The sequence below is a fragment of the Thiothrix litoralis genome, from assembly GCF_017901135.1.
Taxonomy (GTDB): Bacteria; Pseudomonadota; Gammaproteobacteria; order Thiotrichales; family Thiotrichaceae; genus Thiothrix; species Thiothrix litoralis.
On record NZ_CP072801.1, the window covers coordinates 1,436,245 to 1,454,405 of the forward strand.

The 18,161-nt window shown below is 52.5% G+C and carries 16 protein-coding genes and 1 tRNA gene; 9 read left to right on the forward strand and 8 right to left on the reverse strand.

The window, feature by feature from the left end:
- Window positions 1–4: 4 nt before the first annotated feature.
- From cydB to J9253_RS06910, 3 genes are all read right to left on the reverse strand, one after another.
- A complete protein-coding gene (gene cydB / locus J9253_RS06900; protein ID WP_308895187.1) occupies window positions 5–1,147 on the reverse strand; it encodes a cytochrome d ubiquinol oxidase subunit II in 1,143 nt (380 codons plus the stop codon).
- A 12-nt stretch (window positions 1,148–1,159) separates the two neighbouring features.
- A complete protein-coding gene (locus J9253_RS06905) occupies window positions 1,160–2,761 on the reverse strand; it encodes a cytochrome ubiquinol oxidase subunit I (protein WP_228291529.1) in 1,602 nt (533 codons plus the stop codon).
- Window positions 2,762–2,942: 181 nt separating this feature from the next.
- The gene (locus tag J9253_RS06910) at window positions 2,943–4,214 is read right to left on the reverse strand and encodes an NAD(P)/FAD-dependent oxidoreductase (protein WP_210223894.1); all 1,272 of its coding nucleotides are present in this window, start codon (window positions 4,212–4,214) and stop codon (window positions 2,943–2,945) included.
- 458 nt (window positions 4,215–4,672) lie between these two features.
- Between J9253_RS06910 and J9253_RS06915 the strand changes: the two genes are divergently transcribed.
- The gene (locus tag J9253_RS06915; RefSeq protein WP_210223895.1) at window positions 4,673–6,382 is read left to right on the forward strand and encodes a proline--tRNA ligase; all 1,710 of its coding nucleotides are present in this window, start codon (window positions 4,673–4,675) and stop codon (window positions 6,380–6,382) included.
- A gap of 71 nt (window positions 6,383–6,453) precedes the next feature.
- Here the strand turns inward: J9253_RS06915 and hrcA are convergent, their stop codons facing one another.
- Window positions 6,454–7,512, reverse strand: a complete 1,059-nt coding sequence (gene hrcA / locus J9253_RS06920; protein ID WP_210223896.1) for a heat-inducible transcriptional repressor HrcA — start codon at window positions 7,510–7,512, stop codon at window positions 6,454–6,456.
- Between the two features lie 104 nt (window positions 7,513–7,616).
- Between hrcA and J9253_RS06925 the strand changes: the two genes are divergently transcribed.
- The 3 genes from J9253_RS06925 to J9253_RS06935 are packed head-to-tail and all read left to right on the forward strand — an operon-like array spanning window position 7,617 to window position 10,500.
- Entirely contained in the window at window positions 7,617–8,483 is an 867-nt protein-coding gene (locus tag J9253_RS06925; protein WP_228291530.1) for an NAD(+) kinase, read from the forward strand.
- A gap of 3 nt (window positions 8,484–8,486) precedes the next feature.
- Complete coding sequence (gene recN, locus J9253_RS06930) at window positions 8,487–10,148, forward strand: DNA repair protein RecN (protein ID WP_210223897.1); 1,662 nt, start codon at window positions 8,487–8,489, stop codon at window positions 10,146–10,148.
- Between the two features lie 28 nt (window positions 10,149–10,176).
- On the forward strand, window positions 10,177–10,500 hold the full coding sequence (locus tag J9253_RS06935) for a hypothetical protein (RefSeq protein WP_210223898.1): 324 nt from the start codon (window positions 10,177–10,179) through the stop codon (window positions 10,498–10,500).
- Window positions 10,501–10,536: 36 nt separating this feature from the next.
- Here the strand turns inward: J9253_RS06935 and J9253_RS06940 are convergent, their stop codons facing one another.
- Window positions 10,537–11,502: a YbgA family protein gene (locus J9253_RS06940; protein ID WP_210223899.1), complete on the reverse strand. Its 966-nt coding sequence runs from the start codon at window positions 11,500–11,502 to the stop codon at window positions 10,537–10,539.
- Window positions 11,502–12,074, reverse strand: a complete 573-nt coding sequence (locus J9253_RS06945) for a glutathione peroxidase (RefSeq protein ID WP_210223900.1) — start codon at window positions 12,072–12,074, stop codon at window positions 11,502–11,504. The genes J9253_RS06940 and J9253_RS06945 overlap by 1 nt, the downstream gene beginning before the upstream one ends.
- A gap of 169 nt (window positions 12,075–12,243) precedes the next feature.
- Here J9253_RS06945 and J9253_RS06950 point away from each other — a divergent pair, with 169 nt between their 5' ends.
- The 3 genes from J9253_RS06950 to J9253_RS06960 all read left to right on the forward strand — a co-directional run bounded on the left by J9253_RS06950 (window position 12,244) and on the right by J9253_RS06960 (window position 14,606).
- Window positions 12,244–13,284, forward strand: a complete 1,041-nt coding sequence (locus tag J9253_RS06950) for an agmatine deiminase family protein (protein WP_210223901.1) — start codon at window positions 12,244–12,246, stop codon at window positions 13,282–13,284.
- Window positions 13,281–14,168 carry a carbon-nitrogen hydrolase gene (locus tag J9253_RS06955; RefSeq protein ID WP_210223902.1) on the forward strand — a complete coding sequence of 296 codons (888 nt, stop codon included), beginning with the start codon at window positions 13,281–13,283 and terminating at the stop codon, window positions 14,166–14,168. The genes J9253_RS06950 and J9253_RS06955 overlap by 4 nt, the downstream gene beginning before the upstream one ends.
- A 144-nt stretch (window positions 14,169–14,312) precedes the next feature.
- Window positions 14,313–14,606, forward strand: coding sequence for a hypothetical protein (locus tag J9253_RS06960; protein WP_210223903.1), 294 nt, complete (start codon window positions 14,313–14,315; stop codon window positions 14,604–14,606).
- Window positions 14,607–14,643: 37 nt separating this feature from the next.
- Here the strand turns inward: J9253_RS06960 and J9253_RS06965 are convergent, their stop codons facing one another.
- Together J9253_RS06965 and J9253_RS06970 are read right to left on the reverse strand one after the other, a co-directional pair.
- Window positions 14,644–15,819: a pyridoxal phosphate-dependent aminotransferase gene (locus tag J9253_RS06965; protein WP_210223904.1), complete on the reverse strand. Its 1,176-nt coding sequence runs from the start codon at window positions 15,817–15,819 to the stop codon at window positions 14,644–14,646.
- A gap of 98 nt (window positions 15,820–15,917) precedes the next feature.
- Window positions 15,918–17,099, reverse strand: a complete 1,182-nt coding sequence (locus J9253_RS06970; RefSeq protein ID WP_210223905.1) for a lytic murein transglycosylase — start codon at window positions 17,097–17,099, stop codon at window positions 15,918–15,920.
- 131 nt (window positions 17,100–17,230) lie between these two features.
- Between J9253_RS06970 and J9253_RS06975 the strand changes: the two genes are divergently transcribed.
- Both J9253_RS06975 and J9253_RS06980 read left to right on the forward strand, forming a co-directional pair.
- Window positions 17,231–17,317 (forward strand) — tRNA-Leu (locus J9253_RS06975).
- Window positions 17,318–17,690: 373 nt separating this feature from the next.
- Entirely contained in the window at window positions 17,691–18,098 is a 408-nt protein-coding gene (locus tag J9253_RS06980) for a hypothetical protein (RefSeq protein ID WP_210223906.1), read from the forward strand.
- Window positions 18,099–18,161 lie beyond the last annotated feature (63 nt).

Genomic DNA, 18,161 nt, shown 5'->3' on the forward strand with positions numbered 1-18,161 from the left:
CTCCTTAATAAACGCTGTGATCGTTGTCACGGATGAATTTAACGGTAATTTTTCCCCACATCTGCTTGTAGCACCACACGGTGTAGAACAGAATAATCGGTACAAAAATAACCGCCGCCCAGAACATGATCGCCAACGTCAGATGACTGGAAGAAGAATCCCAAATCGTCAGGCTATGACTAGGGTTCAGACTAGAAGGCATCACGAACGGGAACAGCGAAACACCCGCCGTCATAATCACCCCAATCAGGCACAAGGAGCTATGAATGAAGCTCAGCACCGGACGGTCTTTACCCGCCAGAATCAACACCCCAAATGCACCCAGGAAACCTGCGATAGGTGCCATGATCGCCAGTGGATAGGTGCTGTAATTCGTCAGCCATGCACCAGCCATCGGCACAACCGTTTTCGCAATCGGGTTCGGCAGTGAATCATGCGGTGGCGCTTGGGTAATGGCATAACCATCAATGCCCGCCCACAACCAGATACCTGCTAAACCGAAGGTCACAATTACTCCTGCGGCTGTCCATTGCGCTGCCTTACGTGAACGTGCATACACCACATCATCAGTACGCAACATCAGGTAAGTCGCACCTTGCATGGTAAACATCAACAAACTGACCAAACCCACCAAGACGGCAAACGGGTGGAACAGCTTAAAGAATGAGCCATAAGTGGTGATCCGCAGGAACTCGTCAAACGCAAACGGCACACCCAGCAACAAGTTGCCAAACGCCACGCCGATCACCAGTGGCGGCACAACACCTGCTACCACCAGACCCCAGTCCCACGTATTCCGCCAGCGCGTATCCGCAATCTTGGAACGGTAGTCAAAGCCCACCGGACGGAAAAACAGTGAAAACAACGTCAGTACCAATGCCCAGTAGAACATCGAGAACGATGCACCAAAGGTAATCGGCCACGCCGCAAAAATCGCACCGGCAGCCAGAATCAGCCAGACTTGGTTGCCATCCCAGTGTGGGGCAATCGCATTAATCGCCACCCGGCGTTCTTCGTCGGTTTTACCAACAATGCGTAGCAAGGCACCCACGCCCATATCAAAGCCATCTGTTAACGCAAAGCCAATAAACAGCACGCCAACCAAGACCCACCAAATAAGCTTGAAGGTTTCGTAATCAAAAATCATGGTAAGTGCTCCTTATGCCTTGTCGTTCAGTTTGTCAGCGTACACTGCACCCGCATGACCACCACCGTGCTTCTCAAAGTGATAGCGTCCGGTATGCAGGCTGCTAGGGCCTTGTTTCGCAAACTTGATCATCAGATACATTTCCACCACCAGCAAAATGCTGTAGAAGAACACAAACCCGATAAGGCTACCGATCAAATCCCCTTCCGTCAGGGTAGAAGTCCCCAGGAACGTCGGCAATATTTCACCGACAGCCCAAGGTTGACGACCGTATTCCGCCACAAACCAGCCAGATTCAATGGCTATCCACGGTAATGGCAAACCAACAACCGCCAAACGCATCAACCAACGCTTGTCATACGCCGTCTTTTTCGCCGTGAAATAGAACGCCAAAGCAAAAATAAACAGCATTGCTACACCAGCCGCCACCATGATACGGAATGCCCAAAACAACGGTGCAACGTGTGGCACTGTGTCTCTAGATGCTTTCTGAATTTGCTCTTCAGTCGCATCCACCACATTCTCGGTATAGCGCTTCAGTAACAAGCCGTAACCCAAATCCACACGAGCGCTTGCAAATGCCGCTTTTTCCTCCTCCGTCGCTGTACCTGCCCGCAATTTCATGAGCAAGCCATAGGCCACCATACCATTGCGGATTCGCTGGACATTCTCCGCCACCAAATCATTGATGCCTTTGACCTCCTCCGTTAATGAACGTGTCGCAATCAAACCCAGCGCGTAAGGAATCTTGATGGCGAAACTGTTTTCAGCGTTCTCCTGATCCGGGAAAGCAATGACATTAAAGCCAGCCGGAGCGGGTTCGGTATGCCATTCAGCCTCAATCGCCGCCAGTTTCATCTTCTGCACGTCACCCGCTTCGTAACCACTTTCGTCACCCAGCAAGATAACGGAGAGGATGGACGCCATGCCGAAACCGGCTGCAACAGCAAACGAACGTTTGGCAAACCCAAGGTCACGCCCTTTGAGGATGTACCACGCACTAATCGACAATACGAACATCGCCCCCGTCACATAACCCGCTGCCACCGTATGGATGAATTTGACCTGTGCAACCGGGTTGAGCAATACCGCTGCAAAGTCCACCATTTCCATGCGCATGGTTTCGTAGCTGAATTCTGCACCCACCGGGTTCTGCATCCAACCATTGGCAATCAGGATCCACAAAGCCGACAAGTTGGTGCCGATAGCCATTAGCCATGTCACCATCAAGTGTGAGGTCTTGCTTAAACGATCCCAACCGAAGAAGAACAAGCCGACGAAAGTCGATTCGAGGAAGAAGGCCATCAAGCCTTCAATCGCTAGCGGTGCGCCAAACACGTCGCCAACATAATGCGAGTAGTAAGCCCAGTTCGTACCGAACTGAAACTCCATGGTCAAGCCGGTGGTGACACCGAGAGCGAAGTTGATACCAAACAACTTACCCCAAAACTTCACCATATCCTTGTAAATCTGCTTGCCGGTCATGACATACACTGATTCCATAATGGCCAGCATAAAGGTCATACCCAGCGTGAGCGGGACAAACAAAAAATGGTAAAGGGCGACAGTTGCGAACTGCAACCGCGAAAGATCGACTACTGCATCTGTAATCATGTGGCGCTACCTCTTAGCACGTTGACGACTAACATTCCGGCAATACCAGCAGTGCCGGATGTTATTTTTAGAGAACTCCTACTTACCGAGTCGGAAATATACCGCCCACCGCAGTGCAGCAACATTGATTTCCATCAAAGTAAAAAATTAATTCTTCTTTTATTCATTCAGATATAGCTAATTAGATGCGGGTAATCCCCAGCATTTTCATAATGGACTTTTCATAGAATGGCTCGGAACTGCCTTTTTTCATTTTGCGGATGAAGTATTTTTCAAAGGCAATCTTGGCCAAATGCACCCACTTGCCTTTCTTCGCCCACACCATATTGCGTGGCGGGATTTGCGGAATGGCGACGAAAGCCGCACCACTATCACCGAAGTCTGCCAGACAGATCGTACTCCATGTGCCGGTGGTATGCGGTTCCTTGCCTGCGATTTCATCGGCAATATTGTGGACAGCGGAGGTAACCATTGACTCGATCATGTAGCCGGTTTTAGGCATACCCGTGGCAACCGGGGTTGCTTCCAGTGGCGGGATCGCGATGCAAACGCCCGCAGAGTAAATGTTTTTGTATTTTGGGCTGCGGTGCAATTCATCCACAATCACAAAACCACGCGGGTTGCACAGACCTTCTACCGCAGCAACAGCTTCAACACCTTTGAAGGCAGGCAGCATCATCGCAAAATCGAAGGCAATTTCGTGTTCTTTTTCCACTTCGCCTTTCGCCGTCAGTTCTGTGGTAAACAACTTGCCTGCTTCGACCTTGTGGGTCTTGGCGTTGATGATCCAGTTGATGTGATGGTTACGCAGTTCCGATTCCAGCATCCCTTTGGAGTCGCCTACCCCGCCCAAACCCAGATGGCCGATGTAAGGTTCGGAAGTGACATAAGTCATCTTGAACTTGTCACGCACCTTGCGCTTGCGCATATCGGCATCGAGGATAAAGGCAAATTCGTAGGCCGGGCCAAAACAGCTTGCCCCTGGCATCGCGCCCACGACGATATGACCACTGCCTTTTTCCAGCAGCTTCTGGTATTCCTCATAGGCGGTAACGGCATGATTCACGTCGCACACCGATTGAGTATGACCACCGTGCGGGCCTGAACCTTCCACCTCATCAAAGAATAACTTGGGACCCGTGGCAATAATCAGATAGTCATAGCTAACCACCTCACCATTATCCAGATGCAACTGACTACCAGCAGCATCGATCTTGTTGCAACGACTGGCAATGAACTTGATCTTTTTGCGGCTCAGGTATTTTTCAATTGGGAAGGTAATGTCCGAACGGGTACGCCAACCCACTGCAATCCACGGGTTAGAAGGAATGAACTGGAAATAATCCCGCTCATTGATGACGGTGACCTCATGCCCCTTCCCTAACATTTCGCGCAACTCATAAGCAGCAGGCATCCCGCCTGTACCAGCACCAAGAACGACAATGTGAGCCATAGTAGTAAACCTCCTAGCGATTCGGTTTATTCGATTAAATTACTTGATTTGTATTTTTTGAGTGAACTTTTAGATCATTACGTCTTATATCTTGGATAAGAACACACACAAATCACCGTGTCAAAAAATTCTTTTAATTCAATTAGTTAGATTATTATAATATGTTAATATATTTATATGTTTGAATATAATAATAATCTAACATATCAAATATATAGCAAGTATAAGCTATAGATCACATTAAGTTTAGCTGCTAACCTAAAAATAAATAAGTGATATATGGATAATGAAAAATTGCTAATATTGATAATTATCAATGAAGCATCGCTGCAATTGTGTATGGCAAGCGTTAGCCACTTAACGGCGTGAAACGCCAGCGAATAAAGCCATAGGGCTTTCGTAAACCTGCCGTGAATCCTATAATCCCCTGTTTCCCCTTACCGGATAAAAACACAATCATGCGAGTTTCCCGATTCCCCCTGACCACCCTGCGTGAAACGCCAGCGGATGCCGAAGTCATCAGCCACCAATTAATGCTGCGGGCAGGCATGATCCGCCGCCTTGCTTCCGGCCTGTATACGTGGATGCCGTATGGCTTGCGGGTATTGCGCAAGGTCGAAGCCATCGTGCGCGAAGAAATGAACAATGCCGGAGCCATTGAAGTGCTGATGCCCTCCATCCAACCGGCAGAACTGTGGCAGGAATCCGGGCGCTGGGAAAAGTACGGGGCGGAACTGTTGCGCATCCGTGACCGCCATCAGCGTGATTTCTGCTACGGCCCCACGCACGAAGAAATCATCACCGATTACGCCCGCAAGGAATTGAGCAGCTACAAGCAGTTGCCGATCAATTTCTACCAGATCCAGACAAAATTCCGTGACGAAGTTCGCCCACGTTTCGGGGTGATGCGTGCACGGGAATTCCTGATGAAGGATGCCTACTCCTTCCATGCGACGCAGGAATCCTTGCAGGAAACTTACGACACCATGTTCGCGGCTTACTCGCGCATCTTCCAACGGCTGGGCTTGGATTTCCGCCCGGTACAAGCGGATACCGGCTCAATCGGTGGTAATGCCTCGCACGAATTCCACGTCCTTGCCGATTCCGGGGAAGACGCGATTGCCTTCGCCAGTGGCAGCAACTACGCGGCCAATATCGAGCTAGCGGAAGCCGTTTGCCTGATTGCCGAACGTACCGCCCCAACGGAAGCAATGCGTGAAGTCGACACTCCCAACGCCAAAACCATCGAAGAACTGGTGGAACAATTTGGCCTGCCTATCGAAAAAACCGTCAAAACCTTGATCGTGGCAGCGGCGGAGGATGCTGAAGCCGACTTCATCGCCCTGTTGGTGCGTGGCGACCATACCTTGAACGAAATCAAGGCGGAAAAAATCCCCGGCATTGCCGTACCCTTACGCTTTGCTCGTGAAGATGAAATCCGCCCACTGATTGGTGCGGGCCCTGGTTCTTTAGGCCCTGTCGGCTTGAAAATCCCGGTAATCGCTGACCGTACTGTCGCCAATATGGCTGACTTCAGCGCAGGCGCAAATAGCGACGGCAAGCACCTTTTCGGGATCAACTGGGAACGCGATGTCGCCCTGCCCCAAATTGCCGATTTGCGTAATGTGATCGAAGGCGACCCCAGCCCGGATGGCTGTGGCACACTGTCCATCATGCGTGGTATCGAAGTCGGACACATTTTCCAATTGGGTAAAACCTATTCGGAAAAACTCAATGCTACCGTGCTGGATGAAAACGGGCGGGCGCAAGTCATGACCATGGGTTGCTACGGCATCGGCGTCTCCCGCGTCGTCGCCTCTGCGATTGAGCAAAACAACGACGAAAACGGCATTCGCTGGCCTGCGGCGATTGCACCGTTCACCGTAGTGATTGCACCCCTGAATATGCAGAAATCGCCTGATGTAGCGGCGAAAGCGGAAGAACTGTACGCACAACTGCAAGCCGCAGGCGTGGATGTGTTGCTGGATGACCGCGCATTACGCCCCGGCGCGATGTTTGCTGACCACGAGCTGGTGGGCATTCCGCATCGGGTCATCATTTCTGAGCGTGGCTTACAAGCCGGAGAGATTGAATACAAGGCGCGGAGTGGCGGTGATGCGATAAAAGTACCGGTTGCCGAGATTCTGGCGTTTATTCAAGGGTTGTAAGAAAATCCCCTCAAATCTCCCGACATGAGGAAGGAGATTTGAGGCAGAGTAAGACTATCTCTTAAGTTAAATCAATGGCGTGACTTCAGCGCCAGACTCAGCAATTTCGCAGTAATATCGACCACGGGAATGACCCGTTCATACGGCATCCGCTTCGGGCCAATCACGCCGAGCACGCCTAACTGTTCGCCATCCACCTCATAGGGTGCAGTCACGAGGCTGCATTCGTCAAATACCGCCTGCCCGGATTCGCGCCCGATGAAGATTTTAACCCCATCGGCCTGCAAACACTTGTCCAGCAAACCCAGAATATCGCGCTTGCGGGTAAAAGCAGCAAACAACTCGCGCAGCTTGGTAATATCCGACAAGTCGTCGTAGCCCATCAAGTTGGTTTCGCCCGCAATCACGCAATCTTCATCTTGCTTGTGCTCGCCCAGATCGGCGACGGTTTTCTCACCCAATGCAATCGCGGAAAGCATCATCAGGTTCATGTCTTCGCGGTGCTGACGCATTTCTTCCAGCAAGGCTGCACGGGCTTGCTGCAAATCCTTGCCGATCAGGCGTTCGTTGAGGAAATTGGCGGCTTGCTGCAACTCTGAGGAGCTGACATCGGTATCGAGTTGGATAATCCGGTTTTGCACTTCATTGCGGTTCATCACCAGAATCGCCAGCACCTGACGGCTGGACAGGCTCAGAAATTCAATCTGGCGGATCGAAGATGGATTACGCCGGGGCAAACTCACCACCCCCGTCAACTGGGTAATACCCGATAACAGGCTGGATGCGGACTGGATCAAGGCTGCCGGGTCACGCTCGGCTTTCAACTGGCCTTGCAGAATATGGATGGCTTGCTGTTCCAGCGGCCGGATATTGACCAGCGCATCCACAAACAGGCGATAACCCTGCGAGGTGGGAATCCGCCCTGCTGACGTATGCGGGGCGCGGATATAGCCCATCTCTTCGAGATCAGCCATGACATTGCGGATGGTGGCAGCGCTCAAATCCAACCCACTGCTGCGGGCAAGGTTGCGTGAACCGACGGGCTGCCCGTCTTGGATATAGCTTTCCACCAACACTTTGAGGATGTGCCGGGCGCGTTCGTTCAATTCTGGATGCGGTGTCGTTATCATGACTACCGTTATAGGGGCAAAGTGGGGCAGATACAAGCCTGTTTAACTTGCAATTTATGCGCAGCTTTGCCAGCCTTGCAGCTTTAATCAGACAAGCAATGGTTATGACCCCCTTTTCCCACATCGGCCTGTTCACCAAACCCAACGATACCCGCGTCGATAAAACGCTGCATCAGTTGCACGAATTCCTGATCCAGCGCGGCTTGCACGTACATTGTGACCGCAACGCTGGCATTATTCTGGGCTTACCGACCATGCCCACTGACGTGCTGGCGCAGCACATTGACCTTGCCATCGTGGTCGGTGGCGATGGCACATTGTTAGGTGCCGGACGCTTACTCGCTGATCATGAAGTGCCCATTATCGGCATCAACTTGGGGCGTTTGGGCTTTTTGGTGGATATTTCCCCCGATGAAGCACTCACGCAACTGGAGGAAATCTTCAACGGGCAGTACAAGGAAGAACCTCGTTTTGTACTTCACGCCGATGTCATTCGTGAGGATGCCATCATTGGCAGCGGCGACGCACTCAATGACGTGGTGCTGCATGTGCGCAATGAAGTCCGCATGATCGAATTCACCACACGGGTAGATGGGCATTTCGTCAACACCCAGCGTGCCGATGGTTTGGTCATTACCACACCGACAGGTTCAACCGCTTACGCACTGTCCAGCGGTGGGCCGATCATGCACCCCTCCCTGCAAGCCATTGCACTCGTGCCGATTTGCCCACACACGCTCAGTGATCGCCCCTTGGTGATCAACAACCAAAGTCTAATCGAAGTGCATCTGTGTGAAGACCGTGATATTCCCGCTCGCTTATCCTTTGATGGGCAGAACAATATCGAGCTGGAATCGGGCGACTTGTTACGCATCCATACCCGCCCGGAAAAAGTGCGTTTGTTGCACCCACAAAGCTACGATTACTTCCATATTCTGCGTGAAAAACTGCACTGGGGAGTACAGCTATAAACCATGCTGACACACATTCACATCCGCGATTTTGCCATTATTGATGCACTCGAACTGGAATTGCACCCCGGTATGACCGCTTTAACGGGCGAAACGGGCGCGGGCAAATCCATCCTGCTCGATGCCATTGGGCTAGTGCTGGGCGACAAAGCCGACAGCAGCACGGTGCGCCACGGTGCGGACAAAGCCGAAATCACCCTAAGCGTCGACATTACCCAAACACCTTCCGCCCGCGTGTGGCTGGAGGCACAAGGCAGGGAAGGGGCAGATGATACCTGCATCCTGCGGCGCATTATTTCCGCGCAAGGCAAATCGCGGGCGTGGATCAACGGCTCCCCCGCCAACCTCACCCAATTGCGCGAACTTGGCGAACAACTGGTCGACATCCACGGGCAGCACGAACACCAGTCCTTGATGAAAAAGGATGCCCAGCGCGACATGCTGGACGCTTTCGCCGACAATGATGCCTTGCTGGCCAGTACTCGTGAAGCGTGGAAACACTGGAAAAAGCTACACGAGCGCATCACGTTGTTAAGCAGCCAGAACCAGCAGCATCAGGAACGCATCGACCTGTTACGTTTTCAGGCGCAAGAACTGGAAACCCTCGCCCTGCAAGCCAACGAACCGGCACAGCTTGACGAAGAGCTTAACCGCCTCGCCAATGCCGAACAGCTTCGTGCTACCGCTGCTCAAGGCTATGACGAACTTTATGACAGCGAACCCTCGCTGTATTCCGCGCTGGGGCGTTTGATCCATGACATTGCCCTGCAAGCGCGAGTGGATGCGCAACTGGAACCGCCGCTCGAATTGCTTACCAGCGCCCAAATCCAGATACAGGAAGCCGCTGCGCAATTACGTGATTACGCGGAAGGTCTCGACATTGACCCGGCACGCCTGCAATGGGTGGAAAACCGCATCGCCGACATCCGCAACCTTGCCCGCAAATACCGCACGGAGCCGCAAGAACTTCCGGCACGCCTGCTCACTATCCAAACCGAACTCGAGCAACTTGGCGGCGGCGATTACGACCTTGATGCGCTGGAGCAGCAAGTGCAGACAGCCGCAAACACTTACCGCCAGCACGCCACAGCCCTCAGTCAGGCACGCCAACACGCGGCACAACAGCTTTCCGCTGGCGTCACCCAAGCGATGCAACAACTGGGGATGCAAGGGGGCAAATTCGCGATTCAGGTCATGCAAGATTCCGGTGCGCACTTTCAAGCACTGGGCATGGATAGCATCGACTTCACCGTGAGCGCCAACCCCGGCCAGCCACTCAAACCGCTGCTGAAAGTGGCCTCCGGCGGCGAACTCTCACGCATCAGCCTCGCCATCCAAATGATTGCCGCGCAAAAAGTGACTTTACCCGCGCTGATTTTCGACGAAGTGGATACTGGCATCGGTGGCGGTATTGCCGAAGTGGTCGGCAAACAGCTCCGCGCCCTCGGCACTAACCGCCAAGTGCTCTGCGTGACGCACTTGCCGCAGGTGGCTTCGCAAGCGCACCAACACTACAAAGTCACCAAGGTCAAAGGTAAGCAACACACCAGCACCGGCATCAACCACCTGACCCGCGCTGAGCGCGTGGAAGAGATAGCGCGGATGATCGGCGGAGTGGAAATTACCCCAGCAACACGGACACTGGCGGAAGAAATGCTGGGCTAATTGACGTTAACACTCATAAGGATGAACTATGAAGTACTTTTTTTCTTTATCCGTCTTGCTCCTGTGCCTGAATGCCCATGCCGACGACTGGACAGGAGCCGATAAAAACAAACACTTTGCGGTTTCTGCCATACTCGGCGGAGCCGCCTATGCCTATACCCATAATCGCACGAAAGCGTTTGGTCTGGCTCTGATTCCCGGCATTCTCAAAGAAGTCGCCGACAGCCAAAGCGCCGATAATATTTTCAGCACAAAAGATTTGGCATGGGACGCTTTCGGTGCCGCCGTCGGGGTGCAGGCAGGGCATTGGATCATTGGCCCTGAGCGCATCGCCTATACTGCCAACTTCTAAGCCAGCAGCAAGGGCATAAGCGCCCAGAGCCTGACCTTACAACTGGTTCCTGAGCATCAATTCCCCCGGATGCGGGTTCAGGTAATGCTGGCGATCAATATACGGTTGTGGATGCCGCCGGAAATGGTGTTTGAGTAAGGTGATCGGCACAATCAAGGGCACATAACCATTGCGGTACTGGTGGATGGTTTCCAGCATTTCCTGCCGGTCTTCGGCATCAATGTCATTTTTCAGATGCCCCATCATATGCATCAACACGTTGGCATGTTGCCCACGTGACACCCGCTTTTCCAGCGTTGCCATCAACAACGTGAGGTAAGCCTTTACCAATGCCGGAAAGTCTGCCGACGCCCCCGCTTGCGCCACCATTTGCCCCAGTTCACGCGCCATATCCTGATCGTGTGCCATCAGGATGTATTTATGGTCAGCATGAAAGCCCACTAGGTCAGCAGGCGTGAGGCCAGCGGCTTGCAACTGCTGCCAACGGTGGTACACAAACACCCGCTGAATGAAATTTTCCCGCAACACCGGGTCACACAAACGGCCTTCTTCCTCAAGCGGTAACAAGGGAAATGTCTCCCGCAAGCCACGCGCAAAAATACCCACCCCATCACGATCGGGCGGCACATTGCGCTTTTCAAACGGGTAAACCTTGACGCGCTCCATCCCGCAACTGGGGGAATTCTTTTTCAGGATATAGCCACACACGTCTGATAACTGCGGTATAGCACTTCCTAGATAGCTCTCTAACACATCCGTATGGTCAATGCTGGAGTCTTGCACATTGACTGCCCGCAATGTTCCATCCTTGCGCACCAAGTGCATGGTTGGGCGCGGAATACCCAAGCCTGCACCGGCTTCCGGGCACAGGGGCACGAAATCAAAGTACAACCCCAGCGTGCCAGTAATGTAACCATCCCGCTTGTGGCCACCGTCAAAACGGACTTGCTGCCCCAGCAAACAAGCGCTAATACCAATTTTTATTTTGTTGTACGGCTGCATTAGGGTAAGTTCGCTTCAATCAATTTCACCAGCTTGTCGCTTTGCGGGGTTACAAAGCTCGAAAAGCTACCGATCAACTCGCCCTTGGGGTTGAATACGTACTTGTGGAAATTCCACGCCGGGTATTCACCCGCCATGTCGCCCACGGTTTTATAAATCGGTGAAGCTTTATCTTTGAGCACTTCAGTTTTCTCGAACATGGGGAATTTCACCCCGTAGGTCAGCTCGCAGAAGTCCTTGATTTCCTTTTCCGTGCCGGGGTCTTGGCCTGCAAAGTCGTTGGAGGGGAAACCCAACACCACTAAACCACGATCTTTGTAATCGCTGTACAGCTTTTCCAGCCCTTCAAACTGCGGGGTAAAACCGCATTTGCTGGCCGTGTTCACCATGATCACCACCTTGCCCTTGTACTCCTTGCACAAGTTAACTTCCTTGTCAGACCCTAACGCCCGTAAGGTAAAGTTCAACGCTGCCGGACAATCATTGTCAGTAGCAGGCCCAGCCACAGGCTCAGCCATCACATTGGTAGCGGCAAAAAAGCTCAATGCCAGCCCGAAAAATTGCTTAATCATGAGGTTTACGATCCTTTGGTGTAGTTAATGCAAGTATTGTCTCACTTTTGTAGCGCTTTGGGTAAATAGCTACAGGCAAATAAGGGGAAAACAACTTCACGAATAATATTCGCCCTCGGCAAAGCAGCTTTGTATAATCGCCGCTTTGTTATCTGATGTGACCAGCCTGATGGAAAACCGTGAATTTCTCGCCGAATGGCATTCGCAATGGGGCGTTTTACTTGCCTGGCCCCACCCCGATACCGACTGGGCAGACAATATGGACGCTGCCGAAACCTGTTACGCTGAAATCGTCAGCGCCATCAGCCAGCGCGAAAACGTCTTGCTGCTCTGTCATGATGCACAACATCAGGCACACATCGAAAGCGTATTGAGCACCAAACACCAAGTGCCGGTGCATATCCATTTCGTGCAGATGCCCTATAACGATACATGGGCGCGGGATTTTGGCTTTATTACCGTCAGGCGCGATGGCAAGCCTTTGCTGTTGGATTTCACCTTCAACGCTTGGGGCGGGAAATTCGGCGCGGAACTGGATAACGCCGTCAACACACAACTGGCACAACACCCGCTACTCGCAGGCAATACGCTGGAAACCCGCACGCTGGTTATGGAAGGCGGCAGCCTCGAAACCGATGGGCAAGGCACGTTATTGACCACCGAAATTTGCCTGCTCAACCCCAACCGCAACCCGACACTTGAGCGTGCCGCGATTGAAACCGAGTTGCGTACAGCGCTAGGGGTGGAACGCATCCTCTGGCTGGCACACGGGCATCTGGAAGGCGATGACACCGACGCACACATCGACACGCTGGCACGTTTCGCCGACCCGCACAGCATTGTGTACATGAGCGGCAACGACGACACCGACTCGCATTACAAAGCACTCCAAGCCATGGAAGCGGAACTTAAAGCCTTGCGCCAAACCAATGGCGAACCCTACCGCTTGTTCCCGATTCCGCTACCTGCTGCCATTTGCGAGGACGGGCGACGCTTGCCCGCCAGTTACGTGAACTTCCTGATCATTAACGGTGCGGTACTGCTGCCAGTGTATGCCGATGAATGTTTTGACCCGGTGGCGATTGAGCAAATGCAAGCCGCGTTCCCGCGCCATGACATTATCCCGATTGATTGCCGCGCCTTGATTGCCCAGAACGGCAGTCTCCATTGCGTTACCATGCAAATTCCCTACGAGGTTGTCACCGTATGAGCCGTCACTTGAAAGTTGCCGTTGTCCAGCATAGCAATACAGCGGATTACGCCGCTAATCTCGCCCTCAGCATCGCCGGTATTCGCCGTGCCGCCGCCCAAGGCGCACAACTGGTGATGTTGCAAGAATTGCATACCGGCCTGTATTTTTGCCAGATCGAAGACACCGATTTCTTTGACCTTGCCGAAACCATCCCCGGTGCCAGCACTGATACTTTGGGCAAACTCGCTGCCGAACTAGGTATCGTGATTGTTTGTTCCCTGTTTGAAAAACGCGCTACCGGGCTGTATCACAATACTGCTGTGGTGCTGGATACTGATGGCAGTATCGCCGGTAAATACCGCAAAATGCACATCCCCGACGACCCTGGCTATTACGAAAAGTTTTACTTCACCCCCGGCGACCTCGGTTTTACCCCGATCAAAACTAGCTTGGCAACCCTCGGCGTGCTGGTGTGTTGGGATCAGTGGTATCCCGAAGCGGCACGGCTGATGGCGTTGGCAGGTGCTGAATTACTGCTATACCCCACCGCGATTGGCTGGAACCCGCAGGATACGCCGGAAGAACAAGCCCGCCAGCGTGAAGCGTGGATCACCATCCAACGTTCCCACGCGGTTGCCAATAACATTCCGGTATTGAGCGCTAACCGCATCGGTTTTGAAGGCGACCCCAGCGGGCAAACCGCCGGAAGCCAGTTTTGGGGTTCCAGCATGATCGTAGGCTGGCAAGGCGAATTACTGGCACAAGCCGACACCAACAGCAGCACCGAACTGGTCGTGGAACTGGACCTGGATCGTACCGAACAAGTACGGCGCTGGTGGCCTTACCTGCGCGACCGCCGCATTGATGCCTATGAAGATTTGGTAAAACGCTACCGCGATTAAGCACTTATACACAAATTTTTTGACATAATGCAAACTTTCCCTTAAAAGTGTGAACCTGCTCACAGCATAAATCGACTAATAAGCATAAAAATACGATCTATGACTATTGACAGATTCGTACAATAAACTGAAAGGGGAAATGCTATGTTCAGTCAAAGATACAGTGCCAGTGCATTACTGGTTGCCTTGTCACTCATGACAGCACCGGTTAATGCTCAATGGAAACCACATCCGGCTGTCTATGCAGGCAGCTCATTTATTGGACATTCAGAAGCACAGGGGATCGAGACGAGCCTACCATCACCCTATGCGCAATTACAGCAACTGCTGGGTCACAAGCTCTACGGGTATTTGCTGCAAAACGATGAGTTCATCGTGCTTCAGGATCTGGTGATCACCCATCTGGAAAAGCAATACGCGATCTACTCATCAAAATAATGAGGACGTGCCTGAACACGCCCCCATGCTACCCGACTTAGACTGAGGCTATCCGCCCCAGCGCATCTTCGAGATTTGCCATACTGGTGGCGAAAGAAATGCGGATGTGCCCTTCCAAGCCAAACGCGGAGCCAGGCACAACGGCCACGCCGGTTTTGTCCAGCAGGTAGCTAGCAAGCGCTGCGTCATTTTCCAGCCCTAGACGCTTGATCATGCCTTCCACATTCGGAAAGCTGTAGAACGTACCATCGGCGGGCAAACATTCCACGCCCTCCATCGCATTGAAGGCAGCCAGCACAAAAGCATGGCGCAGCTCAAACGCACTGATCATGGTCTGGATAAAACCTTGATCGCCATCCAGCGCCACGGCCGCCGCGTATTGCGAAATGGAGCTGGGGTTGGAAGTGCTTTGCGACTGGATGATGGTCATTGCCTGAATCAGCTTTTCCGGGCCACCAGCATAACCGATACGCCAGCCCGTCATGGAATAAGCTTTGGAAACCCCATTCAGCACAATGGTGCGCTCATACAGATCCGGGCAAGCATCCAGAATATTGACAAACTGTCTACCGCCGAACAGCACATGCTCGTACATATCATCGGTAGCAACCAGTACTTGTGGATGGCGGCGCAATACTTCACCCAACGCTGCCAATTCATCCCGCGTGTAAGCAACACCCGTCGGGTTGGAGGGGCTATTGATAACCAGCAAGCGGGTTTTGGGGGTAATCGCTGCTTCCAACAGGGCTGCGGAAAGCTTGAAGTGTTCGGTTTGACCAGCAGCCACAATCACCGGAGTCGCATCTGCCAGCAACACCATATCGGGATAAGATACCCAATACGGCGCGGGAATGATCACTTCATCGCCCGCATTCAGCATCGCTTGGCACAGGTTATAAAAACTCTGCTTACCACCACACGATACCAGAATCTGTTGCGGGGTGAAGTCCAGCCCGTTGTCACGTTTGAATTTACGGATAATGGCTTGTTTGAGTGTCGGTGTACCACCCACTGCCGTATAACGGGTGACACCTGTCTGGATCGCTTGGATACCCGCTTGCCTGATGTGTTCAGGCGTATCAAAGTCAGGCTCTCCCACCCCTAAATCAATGATGTCGCGGCCTGATGCTTTGAGTTGAGCCGCTAATGCCGTGATGGCAAGAGTAGGCGAAGGCTTGACGCGCCCAACGCGCTGTGAAAGTTGTATATCCACTGAAACCAACCGTATTTTTACGTGTTATCCATAAACCCGGCAAGCCTTCTTGGTTGCCGTACCTGTGCACCTTTTCTGGAGTGATTAATGTTACTGCATTATAAACGTGCCAGCAATTCAGGATCGGGATAGCCATCCACCGGCAAACCCAGTTTTTGCTGCATCTGGCGGACTGCCTCACGGGTTTCTTCCCCAATAATGCCGTCAACTTTGGAAATACCCAGCCCCTGCGCCTGTAACTTGGCTTGCACTTGTTTGGTTTGCGCTACCGATAACACCGGCACGGGTGCATTGCCTTTACGCATGGCTCCAGCCCCGGCGAGGCGGGTAGCAAAATAGGCGGCAGTAGCCGAATAAACCGTGGAGTCATTCCACGCCAAAAAGACATCAAAGTTTGGATAGGTGAGGAAAGCGGGGCCATTCCTACCCATCGGCAACAACAAGGCCGCCGATCCGCTGCCACTGAGTGGGCTACCGTCAGCATCGCGGACACCTTGACTCGCCCATTCTTCCACCGCTAATTTGTTGCCGGGGCGAGCCTGTGACCAGTCCATCTTCGCGGGCACTTTGACTTCTTGCAGCCACGGCTCGCCTGAGCGCCAACCACTGGATTTCAGCATATTCGCCCCGGAAGCCAGCGCATCGGCACTGGAATGGATTAATTCACGATGCCCATTGCCGTCAAAATCCACCGCGTAACGGTCGTAACTGGAAGCCATAAACTGTAACTGCCCGATTTCACCCGCCCACGCCCCACGCATCGCGGCGGGTTTCAGGTCACCTTTTTGCACCAATTGCAGCGCCCCCAACAATTCAGGGCGGAATTGTTCTGGCCGACGACAATCATGCGCCAAGGTTAACAAAGAACGTAGCGTCGAAAAGTCGCCAGTTACCGCACCAAAGTCAGTTTCTAACCCCCACAATGCCGTCAGAACCGGCGCGGGCACACCGTAACGCTGCTCAATCCGCTGGAACAGGGATGCCTGCTTTTTTAGCTGCGCCCTGCCCTGTGTCAGCCGGTTCGCGCTCACTTTCTTGTTGGCAAACGTCAGGAAATCTTGCGCAAATACTTGCTGGGAACGGTCACGCTTAATCACGCTGGGGTCAGGCTTCAGACCAGCCAAGGTACTCTCCAGCACATCAGGCTTCACGCCTGCGGCAACAGCTTCGGCCTTGAGACCCTGCAACCAGTCATTGAAGTTGGGAGGCGTACACTCCGCTTGCGCAAGCGAACCAGAGAACAGGCTAACACCTAAAAAAACCACTTTCAGATAATGCATGATGCTATTGATTTCCCGTTAAAGCCGATCATGCCGGGCATTATAACGTTTTTATGCTGATTGTATTAAACAAGTGCTGGAAGCAGCCCGCAGAGTTGTGTAAGATTGCACCCCTACGCTAGTCCTCCCTTGCCCGGATGGCGAAATTGGTAGACGCAAGGGACTTAAAATCCCTCGGTGGCGACACCGTGCCGGTTCGAGTCCGGCTCCGGGCACCATATTATCTTAATAATATCAACAAGTTAAATTACCGATTGCATTTGTCGAGTATTTCTCGCTTTTTCCTAAATCCAAATTTAGAATCCTTTTGCGCATACTGTAACTGTCTGTTAATTAATATGTTTCATCTAAATTCATTTTCCTAAAGTAACTCAACAATGATGACCTCTCCCCCCAAAAACCAAGCATGGCGTTAGGCAGCAGCCTTACTGAACTGCTGTTTTAACCCCTTGATTATGATTATTTTCCCACTGTTAGCGGTTCATGTTCGCCCTTCACCCTCCTCATCGCTGTTGACGGCCTCCCGAATTTGCCACCAGAAGGCTTTGGGGGAGAACGCATTCATTGCCGTGCCAACAAAGGAGCCAAAATTTGGCACACGGTGTTCTCGGAAGGCAATTCATGGAAATGGGTGCGCAAGTACAAGACCTGCTGCTTCTAAAGCCCCTCGTGGTACTGGAGGGAAAACAGTTGCAGCAACCGCGTGGCGACGCAGGCACACAGCACAAAGGTTTCCATCGCCTGCCAGCAAGCGACCACCGTTGGCAGGTGCTGTGGTTTGGGGAATTTGAGACGCTGGTTGGTTCCGATACCAAGTCAGGCGATCTGCTTCGTCAATCCAGCGCAATGTGCCGTCGGCATCCACACCACCCAAAATCTTGTGAGTCAGGCTTTCTGAACACTTGGGTGTTGTTTTCCAAAAAGGCAGATTCTATCTCGCTGTCGGCAGTTTTATGCTTTACCGCAATATCGACCTCCAGTCCCAGTGCCTTGAACTAGGCAATGACTGCTTTGAAATACGGTTGTGTAAATCGCCAGATAACACGGCAGCTTTTCTTGTGA

Coding starts and splice junctions, on each gene's coding strand:
- cydB (WP_308895187.1), bottom strand. CDS start 1,147: ATGATTTTTGATTACGAAACCTTCAAGCTTATTTGGTGGGTCTTGGTT.
- J9253_RS06905 (WP_228291529.1), bottom strand. CDS start 2,761: ATGATTACAGATGCAGTAGTCGATCTTTCGCGGTTGCAGTTCGCAACT.
- J9253_RS06910 (WP_210223894.1), bottom strand. CDS start 4,214: ATGGCTCACATTGTCGTTCTTGGTGCTGGTACAGGCGGGATGCCTGCT.
- J9253_RS06915 (WP_210223895.1), top strand. CDS start 4,673: ATGCGAGTTTCCCGATTCCCCCTGACCACCCTGCGTGAAACGCCAGCG.
- hrcA (WP_210223896.1), bottom strand. CDS start 7,512: ATGATAACGACACCGCATCCAGAATTGAACGAACGCGCCCGGCACATC.
- J9253_RS06925 (WP_228291530.1), top strand. CDS start 7,617: ATGACCCCCTTTTCCCACATCGGCCTGTTCACCAAACCCAACGATACC.
- recN (WP_210223897.1), top strand. CDS start 8,487: ATGCTGACACACATTCACATCCGCGATTTTGCCATTATTGATGCACTC.
- J9253_RS06935 (WP_210223898.1), top strand. CDS start 10,177: ATGAAGTACTTTTTTTCTTTATCCGTCTTGCTCCTGTGCCTGAATGCC.
- J9253_RS06940 (WP_210223899.1), bottom strand. CDS start 11,502: ATGCAGCCGTACAACAAAATAAAAATTGGTATTAGCGCTTGTTTGCTG.
- J9253_RS06945 (WP_210223900.1), bottom strand. CDS start 12,074: ATGATTAAGCAATTTTTCGGGCTGGCATTGAGCTTTTTTGCCGCTACC.
- J9253_RS06950 (WP_210223901.1), top strand. CDS start 12,244: ATGGAAAACCGTGAATTTCTCGCCGAATGGCATTCGCAATGGGGCGTT.
- J9253_RS06955 (WP_210223902.1), top strand. CDS start 13,281: ATGAGCCGTCACTTGAAAGTTGCCGTTGTCCAGCATAGCAATACAGCG.
- J9253_RS06960 (WP_210223903.1), top strand. CDS start 14,313: ATGTTCAGTCAAAGATACAGTGCCAGTGCATTACTGGTTGCCTTGTCA.
- J9253_RS06970 (WP_210223905.1), bottom strand. CDS start 17,099: ATGCATTATCTGAAAGTGGTTTTTTTAGGTGTTAGCCTGTTCTCTGGT.